The organism is Peribacillus sp. FSL E2-0218 (assembly GCF_037992945.1).
Classification (GTDB): domain Bacteria; phylum Bacillota; class Bacilli; order Bacillales; family DSM-1321; genus Peribacillus; species Peribacillus simplex_B.
In genome coordinates this window covers 2,614,894-2,634,021 of record NZ_CP150304.1, presented here as the reverse complement: position 1 = coordinate 2,634,021, position 19,128 = coordinate 2,614,894, and the positions used below count along the sequence as shown (strand labels likewise).

General features: G+C 42.7%; 19 protein-coding genes, 1 pseudogene and 1 riboswitch. Of the genes and pseudogenes, 17 read left to right on the top strand and 3 right to left on the bottom strand.

Annotated elements, in window-relative coordinates:
- Positions 1-43: 43 nt before the first annotated feature.
- Positions 44-1,789: an aminodeoxychorismate synthase component I gene (gene pabB / locus MHI53_RS12670; RefSeq protein WP_340371440.1), complete on the top strand. Its 1,746-nt coding sequence runs from the start codon at positions 44-46 to the stop codon at positions 1,787-1,789.
- Between the two features lie 43 nt (positions 1,790-1,832).
- Complete coding sequence (locus MHI53_RS12665) at positions 1,833-3,170, top strand: D-serine ammonia-lyase (protein ID WP_340371439.1); 1,338 nt, start codon at positions 1,833-1,835, stop codon at positions 3,168-3,170.
- Between the two features lies 1 nt (position 3,171).
- Here the strand turns inward: MHI53_RS12665 and MHI53_RS12660 are convergent.
- A pseudogene (locus MHI53_RS12660) lies at positions 3,172-3,747 on the bottom strand (transposase); the annotation flags it as partial.
- A 307-nt stretch (positions 3,748-4,054) separates the two neighbouring features.
- Positions 4,055-5,452, bottom strand: coding sequence for a PLP-dependent aminotransferase family protein (locus MHI53_RS12655; protein WP_340371438.1), 1,398 nt, complete (start codon positions 5,450-5,452; stop codon positions 4,055-4,057).
- 131 nt (positions 5,453-5,583) lie between these two features.
- On the opposite strand from MHI53_RS12655, the gene pdxS reads away from it, so the two are divergent.
- The 13 genes from pdxS (at position 5,584) to MHI53_RS12590 (ending at position 16,444) form a co-directional block, all read left to right on the top strand.
- The gene (gene pdxS / locus MHI53_RS12650; protein WP_061142929.1) at positions 5,584-6,471 is read left to right on the top strand and encodes a pyridoxal 5'-phosphate synthase lyase subunit PdxS; all 888 of its coding nucleotides are present in this window, start codon (positions 5,584-5,586) and stop codon (positions 6,469-6,471) included.
- Between the two features lies 1 nt (position 6,472).
- Entirely contained in the window at positions 6,473-7,072 is a 600-nt protein-coding gene (gene pdxT, locus MHI53_RS12645; RefSeq protein ID WP_061142928.1) for a pyridoxal 5'-phosphate synthase glutaminase subunit PdxT, read from the top strand.
- 417 nt (positions 7,073-7,489) lie between these two features.
- On the top strand, positions 7,490-8,026 hold the full coding sequence (ssuE, locus tag MHI53_RS12640) for an NADPH-dependent FMN reductase (protein WP_061142927.1): 537 nt from the start codon (positions 7,490-7,492) through the stop codon (positions 8,024-8,026).
- A 234-nt stretch (positions 8,027-8,260) separates the two neighbouring features.
- A riboswitch (SAM riboswitch) is annotated at positions 8,261-8,370 on the top strand.
- A gap of 149 nt (positions 8,371-8,519) precedes the next feature.
- Positions 8,520-8,663, top strand: a complete 144-nt coding sequence (locus tag MHI53_RS12635) for a YezD family protein (RefSeq protein ID WP_340371437.1) — start codon at positions 8,520-8,522, stop codon at positions 8,661-8,663.
- A 185-nt stretch (positions 8,664-8,848) separates the two neighbouring features.
- Positions 8,849-9,553 carry a phosphoadenylyl-sulfate reductase gene (locus MHI53_RS12630; RefSeq protein WP_061143013.1) on the top strand — a complete coding sequence of 235 codons (705 nt, stop codon included), beginning with the start codon at positions 8,849-8,851 and terminating at the stop codon, positions 9,551-9,553.
- 29 nt (positions 9,554-9,582) lie between these two features.
- On the top strand, positions 9,583-10,731 hold the full coding sequence (gene sat / locus MHI53_RS12625; RefSeq protein WP_061142926.1) for a sulfate adenylyltransferase: 1,149 nt from the start codon (positions 9,583-9,585) through the stop codon (positions 10,729-10,731).
- A 39-nt stretch (positions 10,732-10,770) separates the two neighbouring features.
- A complete protein-coding gene (cysC, locus tag MHI53_RS12620; protein WP_061142925.1) occupies positions 10,771-11,370 on the top strand; it encodes an adenylyl-sulfate kinase in 600 nt (199 codons plus the stop codon).
- Positions 11,371-11,386: 16 nt separating this feature from the next.
- On the top strand, positions 11,387-13,012 hold the full coding sequence (locus MHI53_RS12615; protein ID WP_340371436.1) for a nitrite/sulfite reductase: 1,626 nt from the start codon (positions 11,387-11,389) through the stop codon (positions 13,010-13,012).
- Between the two features lie 19 nt (positions 13,013-13,031).
- Positions 13,032-13,247, top strand: coding sequence for a DUF3906 family protein (locus MHI53_RS12610; protein ID WP_061142923.1), 216 nt, complete (start codon positions 13,032-13,034; stop codon positions 13,245-13,247).
- Positions 13,248-13,265: 18 nt separating this feature from the next.
- A complete protein-coding gene (cobA, locus tag MHI53_RS12605) occupies positions 13,266-14,042 on the top strand; it encodes a uroporphyrinogen-III C-methyltransferase (RefSeq protein WP_061142922.1) in 777 nt (258 codons plus the stop codon).
- Complete coding sequence (locus MHI53_RS12600; protein WP_061142921.1) at positions 14,042-14,803, top strand: sirohydrochlorin chelatase; 762 nt, start codon at positions 14,042-14,044, stop codon at positions 14,801-14,803. Before cobA ends, MHI53_RS12600 begins: the two co-directional genes overlap by 1 nt.
- The gene (locus tag MHI53_RS12595; protein ID WP_061142920.1) at positions 14,784-15,404 is read left to right on the top strand and encodes an NAD(P)-binding protein; all 621 of its coding nucleotides are present in this window, start codon (positions 14,784-14,786) and stop codon (positions 15,402-15,404) included. Before MHI53_RS12600 ends, MHI53_RS12595 begins: the two co-directional genes overlap by 20 nt.
- 140 nt (positions 15,405-15,544) lie before the next feature.
- Positions 15,545-16,444, top strand: coding sequence for a sulfite exporter TauE/SafE family protein (locus MHI53_RS12590; protein WP_061142919.1), 900 nt, complete (start codon positions 15,545-15,547; stop codon positions 16,442-16,444).
- A 209-nt stretch (positions 16,445-16,653) separates the two neighbouring features.
- Here the strand turns inward: MHI53_RS12590 and MHI53_RS12585 are convergent, their stop codons facing one another.
- Entirely contained in the window at positions 16,654-17,799 is a 1,146-nt protein-coding gene (locus MHI53_RS12585; RefSeq protein ID WP_061142918.1) for a glycosyltransferase, read from the bottom strand.
- A 400-nt stretch (positions 17,800-18,199) separates the two neighbouring features.
- On the opposite strand from MHI53_RS12585, the gene MHI53_RS12580 reads away from it, so the two are divergent.
- The gene (locus MHI53_RS12580; RefSeq protein WP_340371435.1) at positions 18,200-18,784 is read left to right on the top strand and encodes a DUF2642 domain-containing protein; all 585 of its coding nucleotides are present in this window, start codon (positions 18,200-18,202) and stop codon (positions 18,782-18,784) included.
- 13 nt (positions 18,785-18,797) lie between these two features.
- Positions 18,798-19,013, top strand: a complete 216-nt coding sequence (locus MHI53_RS12575; RefSeq protein ID WP_100530045.1) for a hypothetical protein — start codon at positions 18,798-18,800, stop codon at positions 19,011-19,013.
- The last annotated feature ends 115 nt before the right edge of the window (positions 19,014-19,128 follow it).

Below are 19,128 nucleotides of genomic sequence, written 5' to 3'. Positions count from 1 at the left end.
GTACATAACGAGTGAACCCATAAACATAAGGCAGGAGAGAAGAATGAACCGCGACTTATCCCTTATATTTCATTTTACCGATAAACAAGGAGACAGCAGGCCGTTATCTTTTACGAATCCGCTAAAAGTCTATATCGCCCATACCCTCGAGGAGGTCCTTCCTCAGTTTCAAAAAGTCCAGGAAGCGATCGAGCAGGGTCATTATGCAGCAGGATATGTTTCCTATGAAGCAGCGCCAGCTTTCGAAAGCTCCTTACAAGTAAAAGATGGCGGCACCATGCCGCTGCTTTGGTTCGGGATTTTTGAGAAACCGGGGAGATTACCGGAAGTATCATCCGGAGCTTTCCAGTTGGCTGATTGGAAATCAGAAACGGATGCCCATTCCTATCATACCGGCTTTGAAAAGATAAAATCCGAAATTGAACGCGGCAATACGTATCAGGTGAATTATACAATGCGACTACAATCCCTATTCGAAGGCGACGACCTCGCTTTCTTCGATCGCTTAAAGAGAGCACAACAATCGAATTATAGTGCATATTTGAACGTAGGGACGCATCGGATCCTATCTGCCTCCCCAGAGTTATTTTTTCGATGGCAGGATGGACAACTCGTTACCCGTCCAATGAAAGGGACGGTAAAGCGGGGAATGACACTGAAAATGGATCAGGATAACGCCGCCTGGTTAGCAGCTTCAGAAAAGAATCAAGCAGAGAACTATATGATTGTTGACCTGCTCAGGAATGATCTTGGAATGATTGCGGAGCAAGGAAGCGTAAAGGTCCCACAGCTTAAGGAAATTGAAAAATATCCAACGGTTTGGCAGATGACCTCCACCATCACTGCCAATACGAAACCAGGCACCACCATCATTGATATATTCAAGGCGCTCTTCCCATGCGGATCGATAACAGGGGCACCTAAAATCAAGACGATGGAAATCATCTCTGAAATCGAGAACTCACCGCGCGGGGTATATTGTGGTGCGATTGGGTACATCACACCTGATTCAGAAGCCGTATTCAATGTGCCGATCCGAACGGTCGTCATTGACGCGGAAACAAATCAAGCCGAATATGGAGTGGGTGGGGGAATCACTTGGGATTCCGAATTAACCGAAGAATATGACGAAGCTTTTTTAAAGGCTAAATTATTATCGGTGGAACGGCCCGCCTATAAGGTATTGGAATCGATGAAGCTCGATGATGCCGGGTACCATCTGTTGGAAGAGCATATCGAGCGGATGAAACGGTCTGCGGTTTATTTTGGCTTTCCGTTTCCCGAATGGAAGCTAAGGAATGAGCTCGACAAGCATGCCAGGTCGAATATGGGCCGGTTGCAAAAAGTAAGAATCCTCCTTGATGAAAAAGGGATTCTTGAAGTTTCCGGTCAAGCAATCAACCCTTTTGATGAAAATATCCCCTTAAAAGTCATCTTGGCGGAAAGCCCGATATCAAGCGGAAATCCATTTCTTTTCCATAAAACGACCAATCGGGGAGTATATGAAAAATTTCAAGCTAATCACCCTGACTTCTTTGATGTCCTGCTATGGAATGAAGAAGGCTTCATTACGGAATTCACGAACGGAAACGTAGTGGTGAAGATGGAGGGTGACCTCTTTACCCCTCCAATCGAAGCTGGGCTCCTTGCAGGTACGTTTCGTCAGGATTTAATCAAGGGAAACGTAATCAAGGAAAGGCAGATTTCAAAGGATGATCTGACCTTGGCTGAAGAAATATGGTTTACGAATAGCGTGAGAGGGATGGTAAAAGTCCACTTAACCTTTTGAAAAGAAATGGATGTGTAGCAGAATTATACTGGGAGGGACTGCTTTGGAGAAGAAAACAATCGCAGGTTTATCGATTTTTGAGTGGCAGGAAAAGCATCGATTACTAAATAAATTGGTAAATATGGATGAGATGTTCTGGTTGAATCCGGATTACGGGACTGAATTGGATGATACGATCGTCCTGGCCGACCAGGTTAAATCGGCAGAAGACAGATTGGAGAGGTTCGCTGATTATATTGTCGAGGCATTTCCTGAAACAGGGCCGATGCATGGAATAATAGAATCGCCACTAGTCGAGGTTCCGTCCATGCAAGAAAACATGGAAAAGTCCTATAAGGTTGTAATTCCAGGGAAGATTTTGCTTAAATGCGATAGTCATTTGCCGATATCCGGATCTATCAAGGCGCGTGGAGGCATCTATGAAGTTTTGAAGCGTGCTGAGGAGATTGCCATGAAGCATGGCGGGTTAAAGCAAACGGATGATTATGGAATCCTTGCAAGCGAAGCATACAAGGAGTTATTTTCAAATTACTCGATTGCAGTCGGTTCTACTGGGAATTTAGGCATGAGCATAGGCATTATTAGCGCCAAGCTGGGCTTTCGGGTAACCGTACATATGTCAGGAGATGCGAAGCAGTGGAAAAAGGATAAATTAACAAGTCTTGGTGTCATTGTAAAGGAATACGATGATGACTATAGTAAGGCTGTTGAAGAAGGAAGGCTGGAAGCCTCACTTGATCCCCATTGCCATTTTATTGATGATGAAGATTCGATTGACTTGTTTCTCGGTTACGCCACGGCTGCAGGGCGCCTGAAAAACCAATTGGAGGATCGCTCCATCCTTGTTGATGCAGACCACCCCTTGTTTGTATACCTGCCATGCGGAGTCGGTGGCGGTCCAGGGGGAATCACATATGGCCTGAAACTTGCTTTTGGTGAGCATGTCCATTGTTTTTTTGCAGAGCCGACACATTCGCCATGCATGACACTGGGATTGATGACAGGGCTTCATGACAAGGTATCGGTACAGGAATTTGGAATCGATAATAAAACGGAAGCGGACGGACTCGCAGTCGGAAGGCCATCTGGTTTAGTTTCCAGGTTGATGACTTCCATCCTAAGCGGCAGTTATACCATAGAGGATCAGCGATTATTTGAGTTACTGCGAATGATGGCTGAGGCCGAAGGGCATTATTTGGAACCATCCGCCCTTGCAGGGGCCTATGGACCGATACACCTTCTGTCGCATCAAACAGGCCGGGAATATCTAGAAAATCACAAACTTTTGGAGAAAATGAACAAAGCAACACATATCATCTGGGCGACTGGCGGAAGCATGGTGCCGAAAGAAATGATGGAACAATATTTAGCTAAAAGTTAAGCGGAAAAGGCTTCTTTCCATGGTTTTCACGATCTTGATTGATTTCTTCTTGAAGACGTCCTTGAAACGCTCGTGTTTCTTTACGAACGATTTTCTTTTCAAATTTCCGTTTATTCGCACTGGCTTTCACATGTGTGGAATCCACGAAAACGTGTTCTACACTTATTAACTTTTTATTAGCAGCTGTCATTAAAATGCGACAGAAAATCTGTTCAAACAGGTCTGTATCTTTAAAGCGTCGCTCATAATTTTTTCCGAACGTAGAGAAATGAGGTACTTTATCATGGAAACCATAGCCTAAGAACCAACGGTAAGCCATATTGGTTTCAACTTCTTCAATCGTTTTACGCATGGAACGAATACCGAAGGTATATTGAATGAAAGTCAGTTTAACTAAAATAACTGGATCAATACTTGGGCGTCCTACCTCTGAGTACATATCTTTCACCAAGTCATAAATGAAAGTGAAGTCAATGGCAGCCTCCATTTTACGAACCAAATGGTTCGGTGGCACCAGTTGATCTAAAGTAATCATTTCAAGTTGATCTCGCTGAATAGAATCATGTTTAGAAAGCATCCTCATCACCTCAAGTTTTAATCCTTCAATTTTAAAACAAAAATGACTCCAGTCAAAAGTGTTCTATCTAAAAGGTAAGACAAAGTTGATTGGAGCGGGTGTTCGAGACTCCTGCGGGAAAAGCGCGTCTAGGGGAGACCCCGCAGGCAAAGCCGAGGAGGCTCCCCGACCGCCCGCGGAAAGCGAGTGCCTGGAGTGGAAATCAACGTCTAAATTGTACAGCCCATAAAAATAGACAAACTCGATTTTCATCGAGTTTGTCTACAGTCTGAGAAGTTCACATCGTGAACTTCTTTTCTTTTGTTAATTATAAACCCCAAGATTTCAATAGAAGGTGAATCGACTGTTCCAATTCAGCTTCAGGGATGCCTGCAAAGCCCAATATGATTGTCGGGGTATGGTGTTCATCCTTCTTTTCTATCGAATAGGCGGAAAGTCCATAAATTTTAATTTGCTTTTGAGCTGCCTTCTGAATGAGTGTTTGTTCGTCCATGCCGTTTTTCACGAGTAGCACGATATGCAGCCCTGAGCGTTCACCAGTGATGGATAGGTCTTTATGTGGTTTAAGCAATTCAATCACTTTATCCAGCTTGCGGCGGTACACTTTCCTCATCCTGTTTAAATGCTTTTCGAAATCCCCCTCCTTCATGAACTGTGTCAGCACATGCTGGTCAATTCTTGAAACGGTTGAATGATAAAAGGATAATTCCTGCTGGTGCTTTTTTAGCAATGGAATTGGCAGAACCATATAACTGATCCGGATGGAGGGCATCAATGATTTTGAAAAAGAGCCCAAGTAAATCACTTTTTCGCCTGCATCCATACTTTGTAAAGAAGGAATCGTTTTACCACTATAACGAAACTCACTATCATAATCATCCTCGATAATATAGCGGTCTTCTCCTCCTTGCGCCCAATTTAATAAACGAGTACGTCTGTTGACGGAAAGGATCGTCCCATAGGGAAAGTGATGCGAAGGGGTGACATACACAACATCGATGCTGGAATCCTCAATCGGGTTGACCTTTACCCCTTCTTCATCAATCTCTAAGGGATGCACCTCATTTGGATAGCTGCGTAAAATGCGATGGATTAAGTGATAACCTGGATCTTCCACACCGTAAATGGTATTTTTGGCGAAAAGCAGGACGAGCTGCTGCAATAAAATTTCCATGCCGGCACCGATGATGATTTGTTCAGGAACACATTGAACTCCCCGGGCATGATACAAATAATGAGCTATTTCACAACGTAATTCATATTCCCCTTGAGGATCGCCCAGTAGCAAAAGCTCTTGACGTGACACATCTATTTTATTTTTCATGAATTTGCGCCATTTCTCAAAAGGAAAGTTTTCCGTATCAATTTGACTTGGGTGAAAATGATACTGCACTTCCCCTTCTTTGACTGTAAATGGTTCCAGCGCAACATGCTTAGTCTGAGTATACTCTAAATCCTCGAATGTTTGAATATAGTATCCCTTTCTCGGGATGACTTCCACGTATCCCTCAGCAGTCAGCTGCTCATAAGCAGTCTCCACTGTATTTTGACTAATCTGGAGGAATTCTGCTAATTTCCGCTTGGAAGGCAATTTTGCACCAAAAGGTAGCCGTCCCTCGATTATTTCTTTTTTAATATGTGAATATAATTGTTCATACAATGGTACGTCACTAAATCGCTTTAAATCACACGTTAGCATGTTCATTTTGTTCCCGCCTTATATATTTGAAATCGCTGAACCCATTAAAATATTTAAAACTGACACTTTCAATGCGGTCAACTATTTTTTATACTAAATAACAAATCTAAAAAATGCAAATATTAGGAGGAATCAAAATGGAAAAATTATTAGGAACAGAAACAGTTAAAAGAGGAATGGCACAAATGCAAAAGGGTGGCGTAATCATGGACGTCATCAACGCGGAACAAGCAAAAATCGCTGAAGCATCGGGTGCCGTGGCCGTTATGGCATTGGAACGCGTACCTTCCGATATTCGGGCAGCTGGTGGAGTTGCAAGAATGGCGGATCCAAGAATTGTCGAGGAAGTAATGAATGCCGTTTCCATCCCGGTCATGGCCAAGGCTAGGATTGGTCATATTGTCGAATCAAGGGTCTTGGAATCCATGGGAGTGGATTATATCGATGAGAGTGAAGTGCTTACTCCTGCTGATGAAGAATACCACATTTTAAAAAGTGACTTCACAGTACCTTTCGTTTGTGGCTGCCGTGATTTAGGCGAAGCTGCCCGTCGGATCGGCGAAGGAGCATCGATGCTTCGTACAAAAGGAGAGCCAGGTACTGGCAATATCGTGGAAGCCGTGCGCCATATGAGAAAGGTCCAGTCCCAAATCCGTAAGGTGAGCATCATGAGTGACGATGAATTAATGACGGAAGCAAAAAATATAGGTGCCCCGTTTGAAATTTTAAGAGAAATCAAACGGACAGGTAAATTGCCTGTAGTTAATTTTGCAGCTGGAGGAATCGCCACACCAGCAGATGCTGCATTGATGATGGAATTAGGAGCAGATGGCGTATTCGTAGGTTCCGGCATTTTCAAATCAGAGACTCCTGAAAAATTCGCATCGGCAATCGTTCAAGCTACTACATATTTCACTGATTACGAATTAATAGGCCGCTTATCAAAAGAGTTAGGCAGTGCAATGAAAGGAATCGACATTTCTAAACTGGCTCCAGCAGAACGTATGCAGGAACGTGGTTGGTAAAATGATAACGATCGGGGTTTTAGGATTACAGGGAGCAGTTGAAGAACACTTGAACCAAATCGATTCAGCCGGTGCGCAAGCAATAATCGTCAAAAAACCGTCACAGTTAAACGAAATCGATGGCTTGATCATACCTGGCGGGGAAAGCACGACGATGAGGAAGCTTATGGATCGCTATGGCTTTCTGGAACCAATCAAAACTTTCTTTGAACAAAAGAAACCAATCTTCGGCACTTGTGCGGGAATGGTTTTGGCAGCCAATAGGTTGTCTGGTGATGAAAAGCCTTATCTTGAATTGATGGATATTTCCGTGAAGAGAAACGGGTTTGGACGTCAACGTGATAGTTTCGAGGCGGACCTAGCAATCAATGGAATGGAAGAACCATTCAAAGCCGTTTTCATCCGTGCGCCATATGCTGATGGAGTTGGGGCAGATGTAGAGATTTTGGCTGAATATGATCAAAAAGTGGTGGCAGCAAGACAGGAACAGGTCCTTGTCAGTGCTTTTCATCCCGAATTAACGGGTGATAATCGTTATATGCAAATTTTCATTAATATGGTAAAAGAATCCCTGAAGGAAGCGGAACTGAAAACCTGCTAAAAAGCAAAGGGGAGCTCAGACTGTAGACAAACTCATTTTCATAGAGAGTTTGTCTACAGTTTTTTTTATGACTATGGAAAAAAGCAGCGGTAATAAATATCATGGCATGACTTTTCCCCCAATTTTGGTGGATTGTCGATTTTCACTTCAGGCACTTGCTGCCCTCGTCATCCATGTTGTCTCACTTGGACGAGCGTTGTTATGCGGGAGTCCTTTAATAGATAGATGGATATTCTTTTGGTGTGGGGGACCATGAAGAAGCTGCAGACCTGTTTTGATAGAAAGAGGGAAAGAACGACAATTAGCCAAGGGTTAGGATTTGACTTCCATTTTTCAGACTATTACGATAAAAATGCGAGCAGAAAAAACCATGATGGGTAATGCTGATTTGAAATCATATAATAGGAGGAAATGTACATGAGCGAAATTGTCATATTATCAGGTAGTCCTGCGATTCCATCCAGAACGGACATTTCACTGAAACATATTCAGTCATTAGTTGAGAAGGAAGGTTATACCACAGCGTATTATTCAATTACCGACTTTTCAGCAGATGATTTATTCCAAGGCAAATATAATAGTGAGGACATTTCAAAGCTTGCGGAAAAGATTTCAAAAGCTAGGGGGATCATCATTGGATCACCTGTTTATAAGGCCTCCTACACAGGGGTATTGAAGGCATTGATTGATTTGTTGCCGGAAAGCGCATTTAAGGGAAAGCCAGTGCTTCCGATCATGATTGGCGGAAGTCACAGGCATCTATTGGCAATAGATTACGCACTTAAGCCGTTAATTTCCATTTTGAAAGGCGAGCCATTGCAGGGCATTTATTTCGTCGATAAGGAAATAGACAAAACGGCTCCAGAAAGCCCGATTCAAGATTTGAACTTGGTTGATCGCGTTCAGGGCCAGGTTCAAGAATTTGTAGAAGCGATTCAATTAAGAAATGAGTGATTTGTTTCCGTTTTTGCGAATTGATTTTAATCGTGGATAGCAAAAATTATGAAAATGGACCCGTTCTCCGGAGGGACTCTAAAAAATGGGTCCATTTTCATATTCATGAACATAAATATAACAAGAGAGTAGTGTGTATAATAATGACAATTCAACCATTTAATTAATCCAAGTTGTTTTATAAGAAAACTCCATTGACATGGATTGAATATATGTTAATATTTAAAATAATAAAACTTATCCAGAGCGACGGAGGGAATTGGCCCTTTGAAGTCCAGCAACCTGCATGATGTATGCAAGGTGCTACATCCAACAAAATGGTTTACCATTTTGGAAGATAAGGTAACGATTATTTACCTTGAAATCTTTCCATGATGGAAAGATTTTTATTTTTTCAAAAAACTTATAATAAACCATAACAATGTAAGGCTGTGTGGAATTATATAAATTTAAGAAAATAACAATTCGTCGATTTTCTTAGGGGGGAACTATTTTGGATAAAGAGAATCAGCTTGAGGAAATATTTGAACGGCTCCAAGAAATGCTTCATTTAATGAAATACGGATCCATCACACTTATTGTCCAAGATGGTAAAATCATTCAAATGGAAAGAAATGAAAAGCTGAGAATTAAATAAGCAGCTGCTGACTAGAAAAACTAGAGGCGTGTTTAACTGATATAAAGAGAGTATTGGTTAGATTCGTCTCTTTTTCCTAGAATCACTTAAACTTGAACAAATTACTGTGGGCTCCGATTACCTGTTACTCTGGCCAATGATTCGCAAGAAAGTTTTTAGAGGGGGCTATAAAGTTGGCTGCATTAATTAATTATGAAAATTTCAATCCCGATTTTTTACCGGTCTTTTCTGAAGGTAGTGAGACTAAAGGGGCTTTAGAAGTACTGCAATGGGCTAATGAGGAATACGGGAATAAGCTCATTTATGCTTGCAGCTTTGGGATAGAAGGCATTGTGCTTACAGATTTACTGGCAAAGGTCAATCCTTCGGCCAAAATCGTTTTCCTCGATACAGATGTCCATTTTGAAGAAACGTACCAATTGATCGATCAAGTGAAAAAAAGATATCCGAATCTTTTAATCGAGATGAAGAAACCTGCTTTGACGCTTGAGGAACAAGCTGCGGAATATGGAGATGAACTATGGCTTAACGACTCTAACAAGTGTTGCCATATCCGTAAAATCACTCCGCTTACCGATGTGCTTTCAACGGCAACGGCTTGGCTGTCCGGACTGCGGCGCGAGCAATCCGAAACAAGGGCTATGACCGAGTATATCAACAAGGATAATAAGTTTCAGTCGATAAAAATATGTCCACTGATTCATTGGACATGGAAGGACGTTTGGCGGTACGCACACAAAAATGGACTGCCGTATAATATCCTGCATGATAACGGGTATCCGAGTATCGGATGCAAAACATGCACAACACCGGCCATAAATGCGGATGATTTACGTTCAGGCCGCTGGCAAGGCGCTCAAAAAACGGAATGCGGCTTGCATTTATCCTAAATAAATAGAAACCATAGGGGGAAATTAGCATGACAATCAGTCTGCCTCACGGAGGAACATTAATTGATCTTTGGGAACCAACATATGATATTAGTAAAATAACAAACTCGATCGAAATTGATGCCATCGCATTAAGCGATCTTGAGTTGATCGGTACGGGTGCATACAGCCCGATAAAAGGATTCTTTTCGAAAAGAGATTATGATGCTGTTGTCAAGACGATGAGGCTAAGCAGCGGCCACGTTTGGAGCATTCCGATTACACTGCCCTTAACTGAAGCGGCGGCAAAGACCCTTACTATCGGCGAGGAAGTCAAGCTGACTCATGAGGGGGAAACATATGGAGTCCTTACCGTTTCCGATATCTTCACTCCGGATAAAAAATTGGAAGCAACATGGGTCTATCAAACGGATGACGAGCAGCATCCAGGTGTGAAAAATTTATATGACCGCGGAAACGTATATGCCGGCGGAGAAATAAAATTGGTCAAAAGAATCGAGCGTACCCAATTCCATGCCCATTATTTGGACCCTGTCGAGACAAGGGCAGATTTTGCAGCGAAGGGCTGGAAAACGGTTGTCGGATTCCAGACAAGGAACCCTGTTCATCGTGCACATGAATACATCCAAAAGACAGCTCTGGAGATCGTTGACGGTTTATTCCTGAATCCGCTAGTAGGTGCCACCAAATCCGATGACATTCCGGCAGATGTGAGGATGGAAAGCTATAAGGTGCTGCTTGAAAAGTACTATCCTGAGGATCGAGTCTCGCTTGCCGTTTTCCCTGCTGCGATGCGATATGCAGGGCCGAGGGAAGCCATTTTCCATGCGATGGTCCGTAAAAACTATGGCTGCACTCATTTTATTGTCGGGCGTGATCATGCGGGGGTTGGCGATTATTATGGCACATATGATGCGCAAAAAATCTTCGGTAATTTTAATGCGGATGAGCTAGGCATCACACTGTTATTCTTTGAACATAGTTTTTATTGCAAAGCCTGCGGCAATATGGCATCGGCAAAAACTTGCCCGCATCGCAAGGAAGACCATGTGATCCTTTCCGGAACGAAGGTAAGGGAGATGCTGCGTAACGGTGAAATTCCTCCGGCCACCTTTAGCCGTAAGGAAGTCATTGAGGTGTTGATCGAAGGTCTAAAGAAGAATGAAGTTTATAACTAAGTAGTGAATTTGAAGGTTTGAAGGAAGAGGGGGAGCACAATGAATAAAAACACAAATGTAACATGGCATGAATCGTCACTGACCAAGGATTTGCGCCGGAAGCAGAACGGGCATGAAAGCACAGTCCTATGGTTCACGGGGCTTTCGGGATCAGGGAAATCAACCATTGCAAACGCAGTCGCCAAGGAGCTTTATAACCGGGATATTCGAAGTTATGTGTTGGATGGCGATAATATCCGTCATGGGTTAAATAAAGATTTAGGGTTCTCCGAAGAGGATCGGACGGAGAATATCAGGCGGATCGGCGAAGTATCCAAGCTTTTTGTGGATAGCGGGCAGTTCGTATTGACCGCCTTCATATCACCTTTTCGGGCGGACCGGCAGATAGTCCGCGATTTACTCGAAGAAGGGGAGTTTATTGAAGTATACATAAAGTGTCCCATCGAAGAATGCGAAGTGCGTGATCCGAAAGGCCTTTACGACAAGGCGCGTAAGGGAATCATCAAAGACTTTACCGGAATCGACTCCCCATACGAGGAGCCAGTACAGCCGGAAATCATCTTGGAATCCAACCAGTACAGTGTAGAAGAGTGCGTTGAACAAGTAATCGGCTTTTTGACAGCAAAGAGAGCGATTTAATCAAGGAGGAAAACGAATGGTGTACGAGAAATTTTGGTCGGATAATCCTTTGATTGCTAAAAATAAAACGGAAATCAGGAAATTGGAAAAAGACGGGTTGAAGATCTTTGAAGATATTGCCCATTATGCCGCAAATGGTTTTGAATCGATTCCTAAAGAGGAATGGGATATGTTCAAATGGGCCGGCCTTTACCTGCAACGTCCCAAGGAAGCAGGCTACTGGATGATGCGTGTCGTTATTCCAGGAGGAATCGTCACATATGATCAACAAATCGCATTAGCGGGCATTGCTGAAGATTACGGCCGCGGTGTGTATGATATCACCACTCGTCAAGCCATCCAATTTCATTGGTTGACGATAGAGCAAGTACCGGATATCTTGAACCGTTTAGAGCGCGTGGGAATGACTACGGCCGGTGCTTGTGGTGATATTACCCGAAATATCATCGGGAATGCATTGGCAGGAATCGACCATGATGAACTTTTTGATACACGTGATGTCCTTTATGATGTTTTTGAATATTTCCGGCTGAATGAAGATTATTCGAATCTTCCAAGGAAATATAAAATGTCAATTAGTGCGAATATTCACAATGCCTCGAATGCTGAAATTAACTGCCTTTCTTTCAATCCTGCAACCAAGGAAATGGAAGGGAAAACCGAAGTTGGTTTTCATGTGAAGGTAGGCGGAGGATTATCCTCCGTCCCGATGCTGGCTGAGGAGCTTGATTTATTTATTTTACCTGAAAGAACCGTTGAAGTAGCAGCGGCAATCACGACGATATTTCGTGACTTTGGCTACCGTGAAAAGCGTCATCGCTCACGTTTGAAATTCCTCGTTGCGGATTGGGGTCCAGAGCAATTTCTCGAAAAATTGCTGGAATACACGGGACCGCTTCCCAAAAAAGGTGAAAGTGCAGTGAAGGGCTGGAATGCAGGGTACTTCTATGGGATCCATCAACAAAAACAAAAAGGACTCCATTATGTGGGTGTTAATATTCCGGTTGGTCGCCTAACTCCAGCGGAAGTGATCGAGTTTGCCGAACTGGCAAAAAACTATGGGAATGGTGAAATCCGTTACTGTAATTCCCAGAATCTAATCATTCCCAATGTCTCTGAGGAAAAACTTGAGGAATTGAAACGGGAATCCATCTTTGAAAGGTTTCCGTATCAACCTAAAAATTTCATAGGCTATTCCGTTTCTTGTACAGGCATTGAATATTGCAACCTTGCTCTCGTGGAAACCAAAAACAGGATGAGAAGCATTTCTGAAAGACTGGATAGGGAAATGGCACTTGATGTACCGGTTAGGATGCATATGGTAGGCTGTCCGAATAACTGTGGGCAACGGGCGATTGCTGAAATAGGCCTTCAGGGCATAAAGATGAAAAACCAGGATAAAAAAATGGTCGAAGCATTCGAAATATACGTAGGCGGTACCTTGCAAGAAGGCGGGAAATTCAATGAAAAGCTTAAAGGGAAAGTGGAAGCTGAACAACTCTACCATGTGCTGAAAGAACTCATCCTGTTTTTCAAACAAACCAAGCTTCCAGCCGAAACCTTCCTTGATTTTGTGAAAAGGGTAGGAAAAGCGGAGCTGCAAATCAAGCTTGACGATATATTGGCTGAAGTGGCCGTTTAATGGGAGATGTAAGCAATCTATGAATCTATACCGTTTTGAAGTCACTATCGACGAAGTTCCAATCCACGTCATCATTGTCGCCGATTCGGATGAAAGAGCATTCCAGTTTGTTGATGTTGAGCTGGAAAAGCATTTTCTGAAAATGCCCGATGTGGAAGACATCTCCTTATACGAAAAAAAGCAACTAACTAATGGAGCTGGTTTCATTTTAACGAAGTTCGAAACGATTCTCTAAGGGAAGGCAGGTAGCAAAATGGGAAAAGTATATCTAGTAGGAGCCGGTCCCGGAGATCCAGATTTAATCACGATAAAAGGATTGAAATGCATTCAGGAAGCTGATGTCATTTTATACGATCGACTTGTCAACAAAGAGTTATTGAATCATGCAAAACCTGGCGTGGAATTGATCAATTGCGGGAAGCTACCGGACTATCATTTGTTGCAGCAAGAAACGATCAATCGTTTTTTGGTTAAATATGCAAAAAGGGGAAAGGTCGTAACCCGTTTGAAAGGCGGCGATCCTTTTGTCTTTGGAAGGGGCGGAGAGGAAGCGGAAGCTCTTGCCAAAAGTGGCGTAAGCTTTGAAATTGTCCCCGGAATCACGGCTGGAATCGCAGCGACGGCCTATGCAGGCATTCCCGTTACGCATAGGGACCATTCATCATCGTTTGCAATAGTTACTGGACATCGGAAAAAGGATGGAAAGGACGATATTAAGTGGGAATCCCTGGCGAAAGGCATTGATACATTAGCCATTTATATGGGAGTGAAGAACTTGCCATATATTCAAGGGAAACTCTTGGAGTATGGGAAAAATCCGGACACTCCGGTAGCTCTGATTCATTGGGGGACTTTAAAAAACCAAAAGACGGCCATCAGTACATTAACGAAGGTTGTGGAAACCGCACAAATCGAACAAATCTCCAATCCATGCATGATCGTAGTCGGAGATGTCGTTCATTTACGCGAAAAAATCAAATGGTTTGAAACAAAACAAACCGAAAATATGCTCGCGAATGAGGCTTATTAATGGAAGCAATTTTATACATATGCCATGGAAGCCGTGTTAAAGAAGCTTCAGTCCAGGCCATTGATTTTATAAAGGTTTGTATGAAATCACATCCAAACCCGATTCAGGAATATTGCTTTTTGGAATTGGAAGCCCCGTCGATTGAAGAAGCTTACGAACGATGCATACGACTAGGAGCGACAAGTATCATTGCCATCCCCGTCCTGTTACTGACTGCTGTACATGCGAAACATGATATTCCGGTCGTATTGGACAAAATGAAAAGTCGATATCCAGCTGTACCCTTGAAATATGGAAGGCCAATCGGTGTCAGTGACCGAATGGTTGACATCTTAGTGGAACGATTGGAAGAAACGAATGAAGAGGTTACCAAGGATTCTTTCATTTTGTTGGTTGGAAGAGGCAGCAGTGACCCCGACGTAAAACGGGATTTGGGACAGCTGGCTGACTTGCTTCGGAACAGGTTCCCAAAAAGCCAGGTGCAGGAATGCTATCTGACAGCTGCCGCACCAAGCTATGCCGAAGCATTGGAGATGGCTGCCGCCTCTCAATCCAACAAAGTTTTCATACTGCCCTACCTGTTGTTTACGGGTATATTGATGCAGTCCATCCAAAACGATTGGCAAAGAATTGCGAATGCCGAAGGGCGAAAAATCATCCTTTGTAATTATCTCGGTTATCACCCGAAAATTGAACGGATATTGAGAGACCGTATACATGAATTGAAGGGGGAGAGAGCTTGTGTATCCAATTACGCTTAATATCGAAAATAGGAAGTGTGTCATTATCGGCGGGGGAAAAATTGGTTACTTCAAAGCGCGCCCCTTATTGGATGCTGGAGCTGATGTGACCGTCGTTAGTCCTGACATATGCGAGGAATTCCGATTATTGGAAAGAGAAGGGGGAATTCGCGTTTCTTTAAAAGAAGTGGAAGAAGCTGACTATCGAGAAGCATTTTTAATCATCGTTGCAACAAATTCAGAAGAAGTAAATGAACGGGTGTACCGGAATGCCTCATCTAGTCAATTGGTGAACGTGATCAGTAATCATGAACTTGGTAATTTTCATATACCAGCAACCTTGAATCGGGGCATGCTTTCGATAAGTGTTTCGACTAATGGAGCTAGCCCGGCGCTCTCCAAAAAAATCAGGAATGATTTAGGGGACGTTTATGATGAATCATATGAGGAATATTTGGAATTCCTTTTTGAAGCAAGGATGATCATCAAGAAAAGCTTGTTAACAAATGAGGAAAAATCCAAACTATTGAAAGAATCGATTGCCGATATATATAAACATTCCACGAAAGAAAGATATCGCTTTTTAGCTAGGCTGTTGCCAGTAGAAGCTGAATTCAAATAAATCATCGGGCTGATCAGAAAAACTGAAGGCACCTAACCAACAAGTCATACCTTTTGGTTACGTGCCTTTTTTTCAGGCTCAATGACAGCCCATCGATTCTATGTTATCCAGTTTTTATTTTCGTTAAGAAGGGGAAGCTCATGAAAAAGTTAATCGTTTTAGCCTTTATCGGATTTTTAGCCCAATTAATCGATGGTTCACTTGGAATGGGATACGGAGTGAGTTCAACTTCCCTATTGCTGACATTTGGAATCGCACCGGCAGTGGCATCGGCATCCGTTCATTTATCCGAAGTGGTCACGACTGCTGTGTCAGGAGCTTCGCATATCAAATTTGGGAACGTGGACAAACATATGGTCTACCGTTTGATCATTCCTGGTTCGGTAGGGGCCTTTGTTGGTGCATGCTTTCTGAGCAACTTGCCTGCCGAACTGGCGAAACCGTATATTGCCGTATTTTTATTTGGGCTTGGGATATACGTTCTTTTTCGCTTTTTATTTATTTTCAAGCCTTCTAAGGAACATGAAACCTTTAGGCCATTAACCGTTAAGCAATCCATTCCGTTAGGGCTCTTTGCTGGATTTTGTGATGCTACTGGAGGTGGTGGATGGGGACCGATTGCAACGCCCGTCCTGTTGTCCAAAAAAGGGATGACTGCCAGAAAAGCCGTCGGAACGGTCGATACAAGCGAATTTGCCATCGCTTTCTTTGGAAGCCTGGGTTTTATCCTTTCACTTGGGTGGGAGGCAGTTAATTGGCTTTGGGTCGGGGCGTTAATCATGGGCGGGGTGGTTGCTGCACCGATTGCAGCCTGGCTCGTTCGGATGCTTCCGGCTCAATTAATGGGCGTCTTGGTCGGGGGATTCATCATCTTAATAAATGTACGAACGCTTTTAACAACATGGGTCCCGATTGAAGCACATGTGTATATCTATATTGGTATAGTCGTATTGTGGGTTTTTGGAATCCTACTTACCCTCAATAAGATGTCCACAGCAAAAAAACATGAACACTTGGAGCAACAGCAGCGTGTGTCCTAGTTAAGAATCAAAAGGAAGTTATTCCCTATTCTGCTAATTCGTCAGTCATATCAAAGAGCGATTGGAGTCATTTCTCAAGGCACTAATGATAGGCGGGATTTTCCATCTTCCCTCATCCCTATTGCATGAAACGAGATTGCTGACTTCATTTTCCCTGTGCCTTCATTACCAAAATATAAGTATTTGATCGTATGTATAAGCAGCAGAGCCTACTTTATGGCCTGCTGCTGTTCAAATGTTTGGACCGTATTTGTATATAACTCAATGAGCGGTAATATGTTTTTTTTGCTATCGAATTGATTCACTACCAATTTCCGTAAATCCCGACCTGTTTGCAAACCAATATCCGATCTAAGGAGGTTACGCAGGTCGCGATAAAGCAACGCTTGGGTGCATGTCTGCTCTGCAGCGTGATCCCCGAAATAACACTCCCACGCTTGTTGAAAGTTATTCCTGTTCACTTCTCCAAAGTATCCTAGATTTCCACAAGAAATGACTGGTTTTTCGCATGCCATTGCTTCCAAAGCAACCCTGCCTGTACCCACCACATAGTCTGCAACTGCATAATAGTCCTTCACATCCTTTTGTTCCCCGGTGAAATGAATGAAATCCTCCTTACATGAGGTCTGGATACTTGCTGCCATGCTCTTGATATCCTTCAATTGCCGTCCGTTCCCGACGACGATTACATGCAGGTTGGAAATATCCTTTAATTTTAACTCCCTGCAGGCCTTAATTAATAGCATGCAGATTTTTCCTTTATGCCGAGTTATTCTGCTGCAGTAAACAATGACTTTGGCATTCAGGGGAATATTCATTTTCTTTCTTAATTCCATTGAAGGAGAAGGGGAAAATAGCGCGGTATCAATTCCATTTGCTATCACTTCAATTTCCTTCGCAAACAATGGCTGAAGCCGTTTTTTTACTGGGTCGCTAACTGCAATCGCAGCATCTGTCAGCTGCAGCACACTTTTTATATCACTTTCGGGAAAGTAGGTGCCATGCAGTGTGAAGATGAACGGAATATTGGCGATTTTCGCTGCTTTGGCAGAGATGTGGCCGGAATTGATCTGGTGGCCATGCACGAGTGTTATCTGTTCTTGCTGTAACAAATCTACAAGGTTGCTTAATACGATTGATCCCGTTCCTGATTTCATCGTGAATGTTGCAGGAAAATCCATATTATGAATGGCGCAACCCGTCTCCCGCAAACGACTTATCATACTTCCGTCTCCTGTTACTACTGCAGTATAGATTCCTCTAGCCTGCAGCTCCTTTACGAGACTTAGCACATGAGTTTCCGTTCCGCTTACATCCAGGGTATCCAACACCATCATGACTCTGATTGGCTTCATGTTCGCATGCCCCTTATGTGAAAGGTGTCGATTGCGCTTAATTGTTTCCTGATAACGCGATAACCCTTATTTAATGGTGCAATAATACCTGGATCAGCAGGAAGAGCACTTACGAATGAAGGGGAGATTTCTTTTCTTGGTAATGAGTTCACACATTTTTTGGTTGGTCCGGATGTTTCGGAGCACGATGGAAATACGATGTTTTCGCTATCCGTTCTTCGTTTATACGTCACATTTATCACCTCATCCGTATCATATTCCGCGCTTTAAAGAAATGGACATGGTTTTGAACATCCTTCATAAAAAATATTAAGTTAGTAAAAAAAGGTTGTTTAGTCCAAGCCGAAAACAACATTCGTCAATATACTACTTTTGAAGCCATATAGAAAGGAGCAGCAAAATGTCAAGATCCTCAAAGGAATTAAGTGGATCAAGGAATTCAAGAAGATCGAATTTAGGTAAAATATTAGCAAAATTGCAGACAGAAAATTCATTTTCAATAGGAACCATACCGGGATTCACGCTTGCGATCGACAACGAATTCAGTGCTGTACTAAAAAAGGGAAAGGGGGAACAGTGCAAAAAGGAAGAGAGTAAGAAGTGTGAACACAAGCAAGATGAGAATAGAAAAGATGATCGTATAAAAGACAATCAAAAAGGTGGTAAAAAAATGAGCAGCAAGAAAGAATGTAAAAAGAATTATTGCGAATACCTCTATTATAAGTGGCTAATTGAAAATGGCAACAATACGCCAGATACACCAGACTTCCCTGATACACCTGGTATTCCTGGAGACCCATTCAGTGATTTAAGAAGGGTTTTATTTAGATTACTAGGAAGAACTGTAACGGTTTCCACTGATTTTGCACCGGTGACGGGAATTTTAAGTGCAATTGAAGCTGATTATATCGTCATTAGTGAAGCAGCTGGGACTGTCGTATTCGTTCCATTCCGTGCCATCAATTCTGTTAGAGAGCCTATATAAGGAGGAGAATGCATTGTTATCTAGTATTTTTTTCAATCAATTAAGACATTATATCGGGAACCCGGTCGAAGTGGCAACAAGCAGTGATTTATTTGAGGGAGTTTTACATGTAGTGACCGATGAAATCGTTCGCTTAACGGAAACATCCGGTGGTTATGAAGGCGATTTGGATATCATCACCATTCCATTAAATCAAATTAACTATGTTCGTGTAGAAAACGCACAATAAGTAATATGAAGAAGCAGCCATCTATAAGGTGGCTGTTTCTTTTCACCGATTAAGTTCGGCTGCTCCGGCTTTCAAAAGGATCTTGACACTGCCGATAAACATTCCAATCACACAT

Coding starts and splice junctions, on each gene's coding strand:
- MHI53_RS12600 (WP_061142921.1), top strand. CDS start 14,042: ATGGAAGCAATTTTATACATATGCCATGGAAGCCGTGTTAAAGAAGCT.
- pdxS (WP_061142929.1), top strand. CDS start 5,584: ATGGAAAAATTATTAGGAACAGAAACAGTTAAAAGAGGAATGGCACAA.
- MHI53_RS12615 (WP_340371436.1), top strand. CDS start 11,387: ATGGTGTACGAGAAATTTTGGTCGGATAATCCTTTGATTGCTAAAAAT.
- MHI53_RS12580 (WP_340371435.1), top strand. CDS start 18,200: ATGTCAAGATCCTCAAAGGAATTAAGTGGATCAAGGAATTCAAGAAGA.
- MHI53_RS12590 (WP_061142919.1), top strand. CDS start 15,545: ATGAAAAAGTTAATCGTTTTAGCCTTTATCGGATTTTTAGCCCAATTA.
- cobA (WP_061142922.1), top strand. CDS start 13,266: ATGGGAAAAGTATATCTAGTAGGAGCCGGTCCCGGAGATCCAGATTTA.
- MHI53_RS12610 (WP_061142923.1), top strand. CDS start 13,032: ATGAATCTATACCGTTTTGAAGTCACTATCGACGAAGTTCCAATCCAC.
- MHI53_RS12585 (WP_061142918.1), bottom strand. CDS start 17,799: ATGAAGCCAATCAGAGTCATGATGGTGTTGGATACCCTGGATGTAAGC.
- pabB (WP_340371440.1), top strand. CDS start 44: ATGAACCGCGACTTATCCCTTATATTTCATTTTACCGATAAACAAGGA.
- cysC (WP_061142925.1), top strand. CDS start 10,771: ATGAATAAAAACACAAATGTAACATGGCATGAATCGTCACTGACCAAG.
- MHI53_RS12655 (WP_340371438.1), bottom strand. CDS start 5,452: ATGAACATGCTAACGTGTGATTTAAAGCGATTTAGTGACGTACCATTG.
- ssuE (WP_061142927.1), top strand. CDS start 7,490: ATGAGCGAAATTGTCATATTATCAGGTAGTCCTGCGATTCCATCCAGA.
- pdxT (WP_061142928.1), top strand. CDS start 6,473: ATGATAACGATCGGGGTTTTAGGATTACAGGGAGCAGTTGAAGAACAC.
- sat (WP_061142926.1), top strand. CDS start 9,583: ATGACAATCAGTCTGCCTCACGGAGGAACATTAATTGATCTTTGGGAA.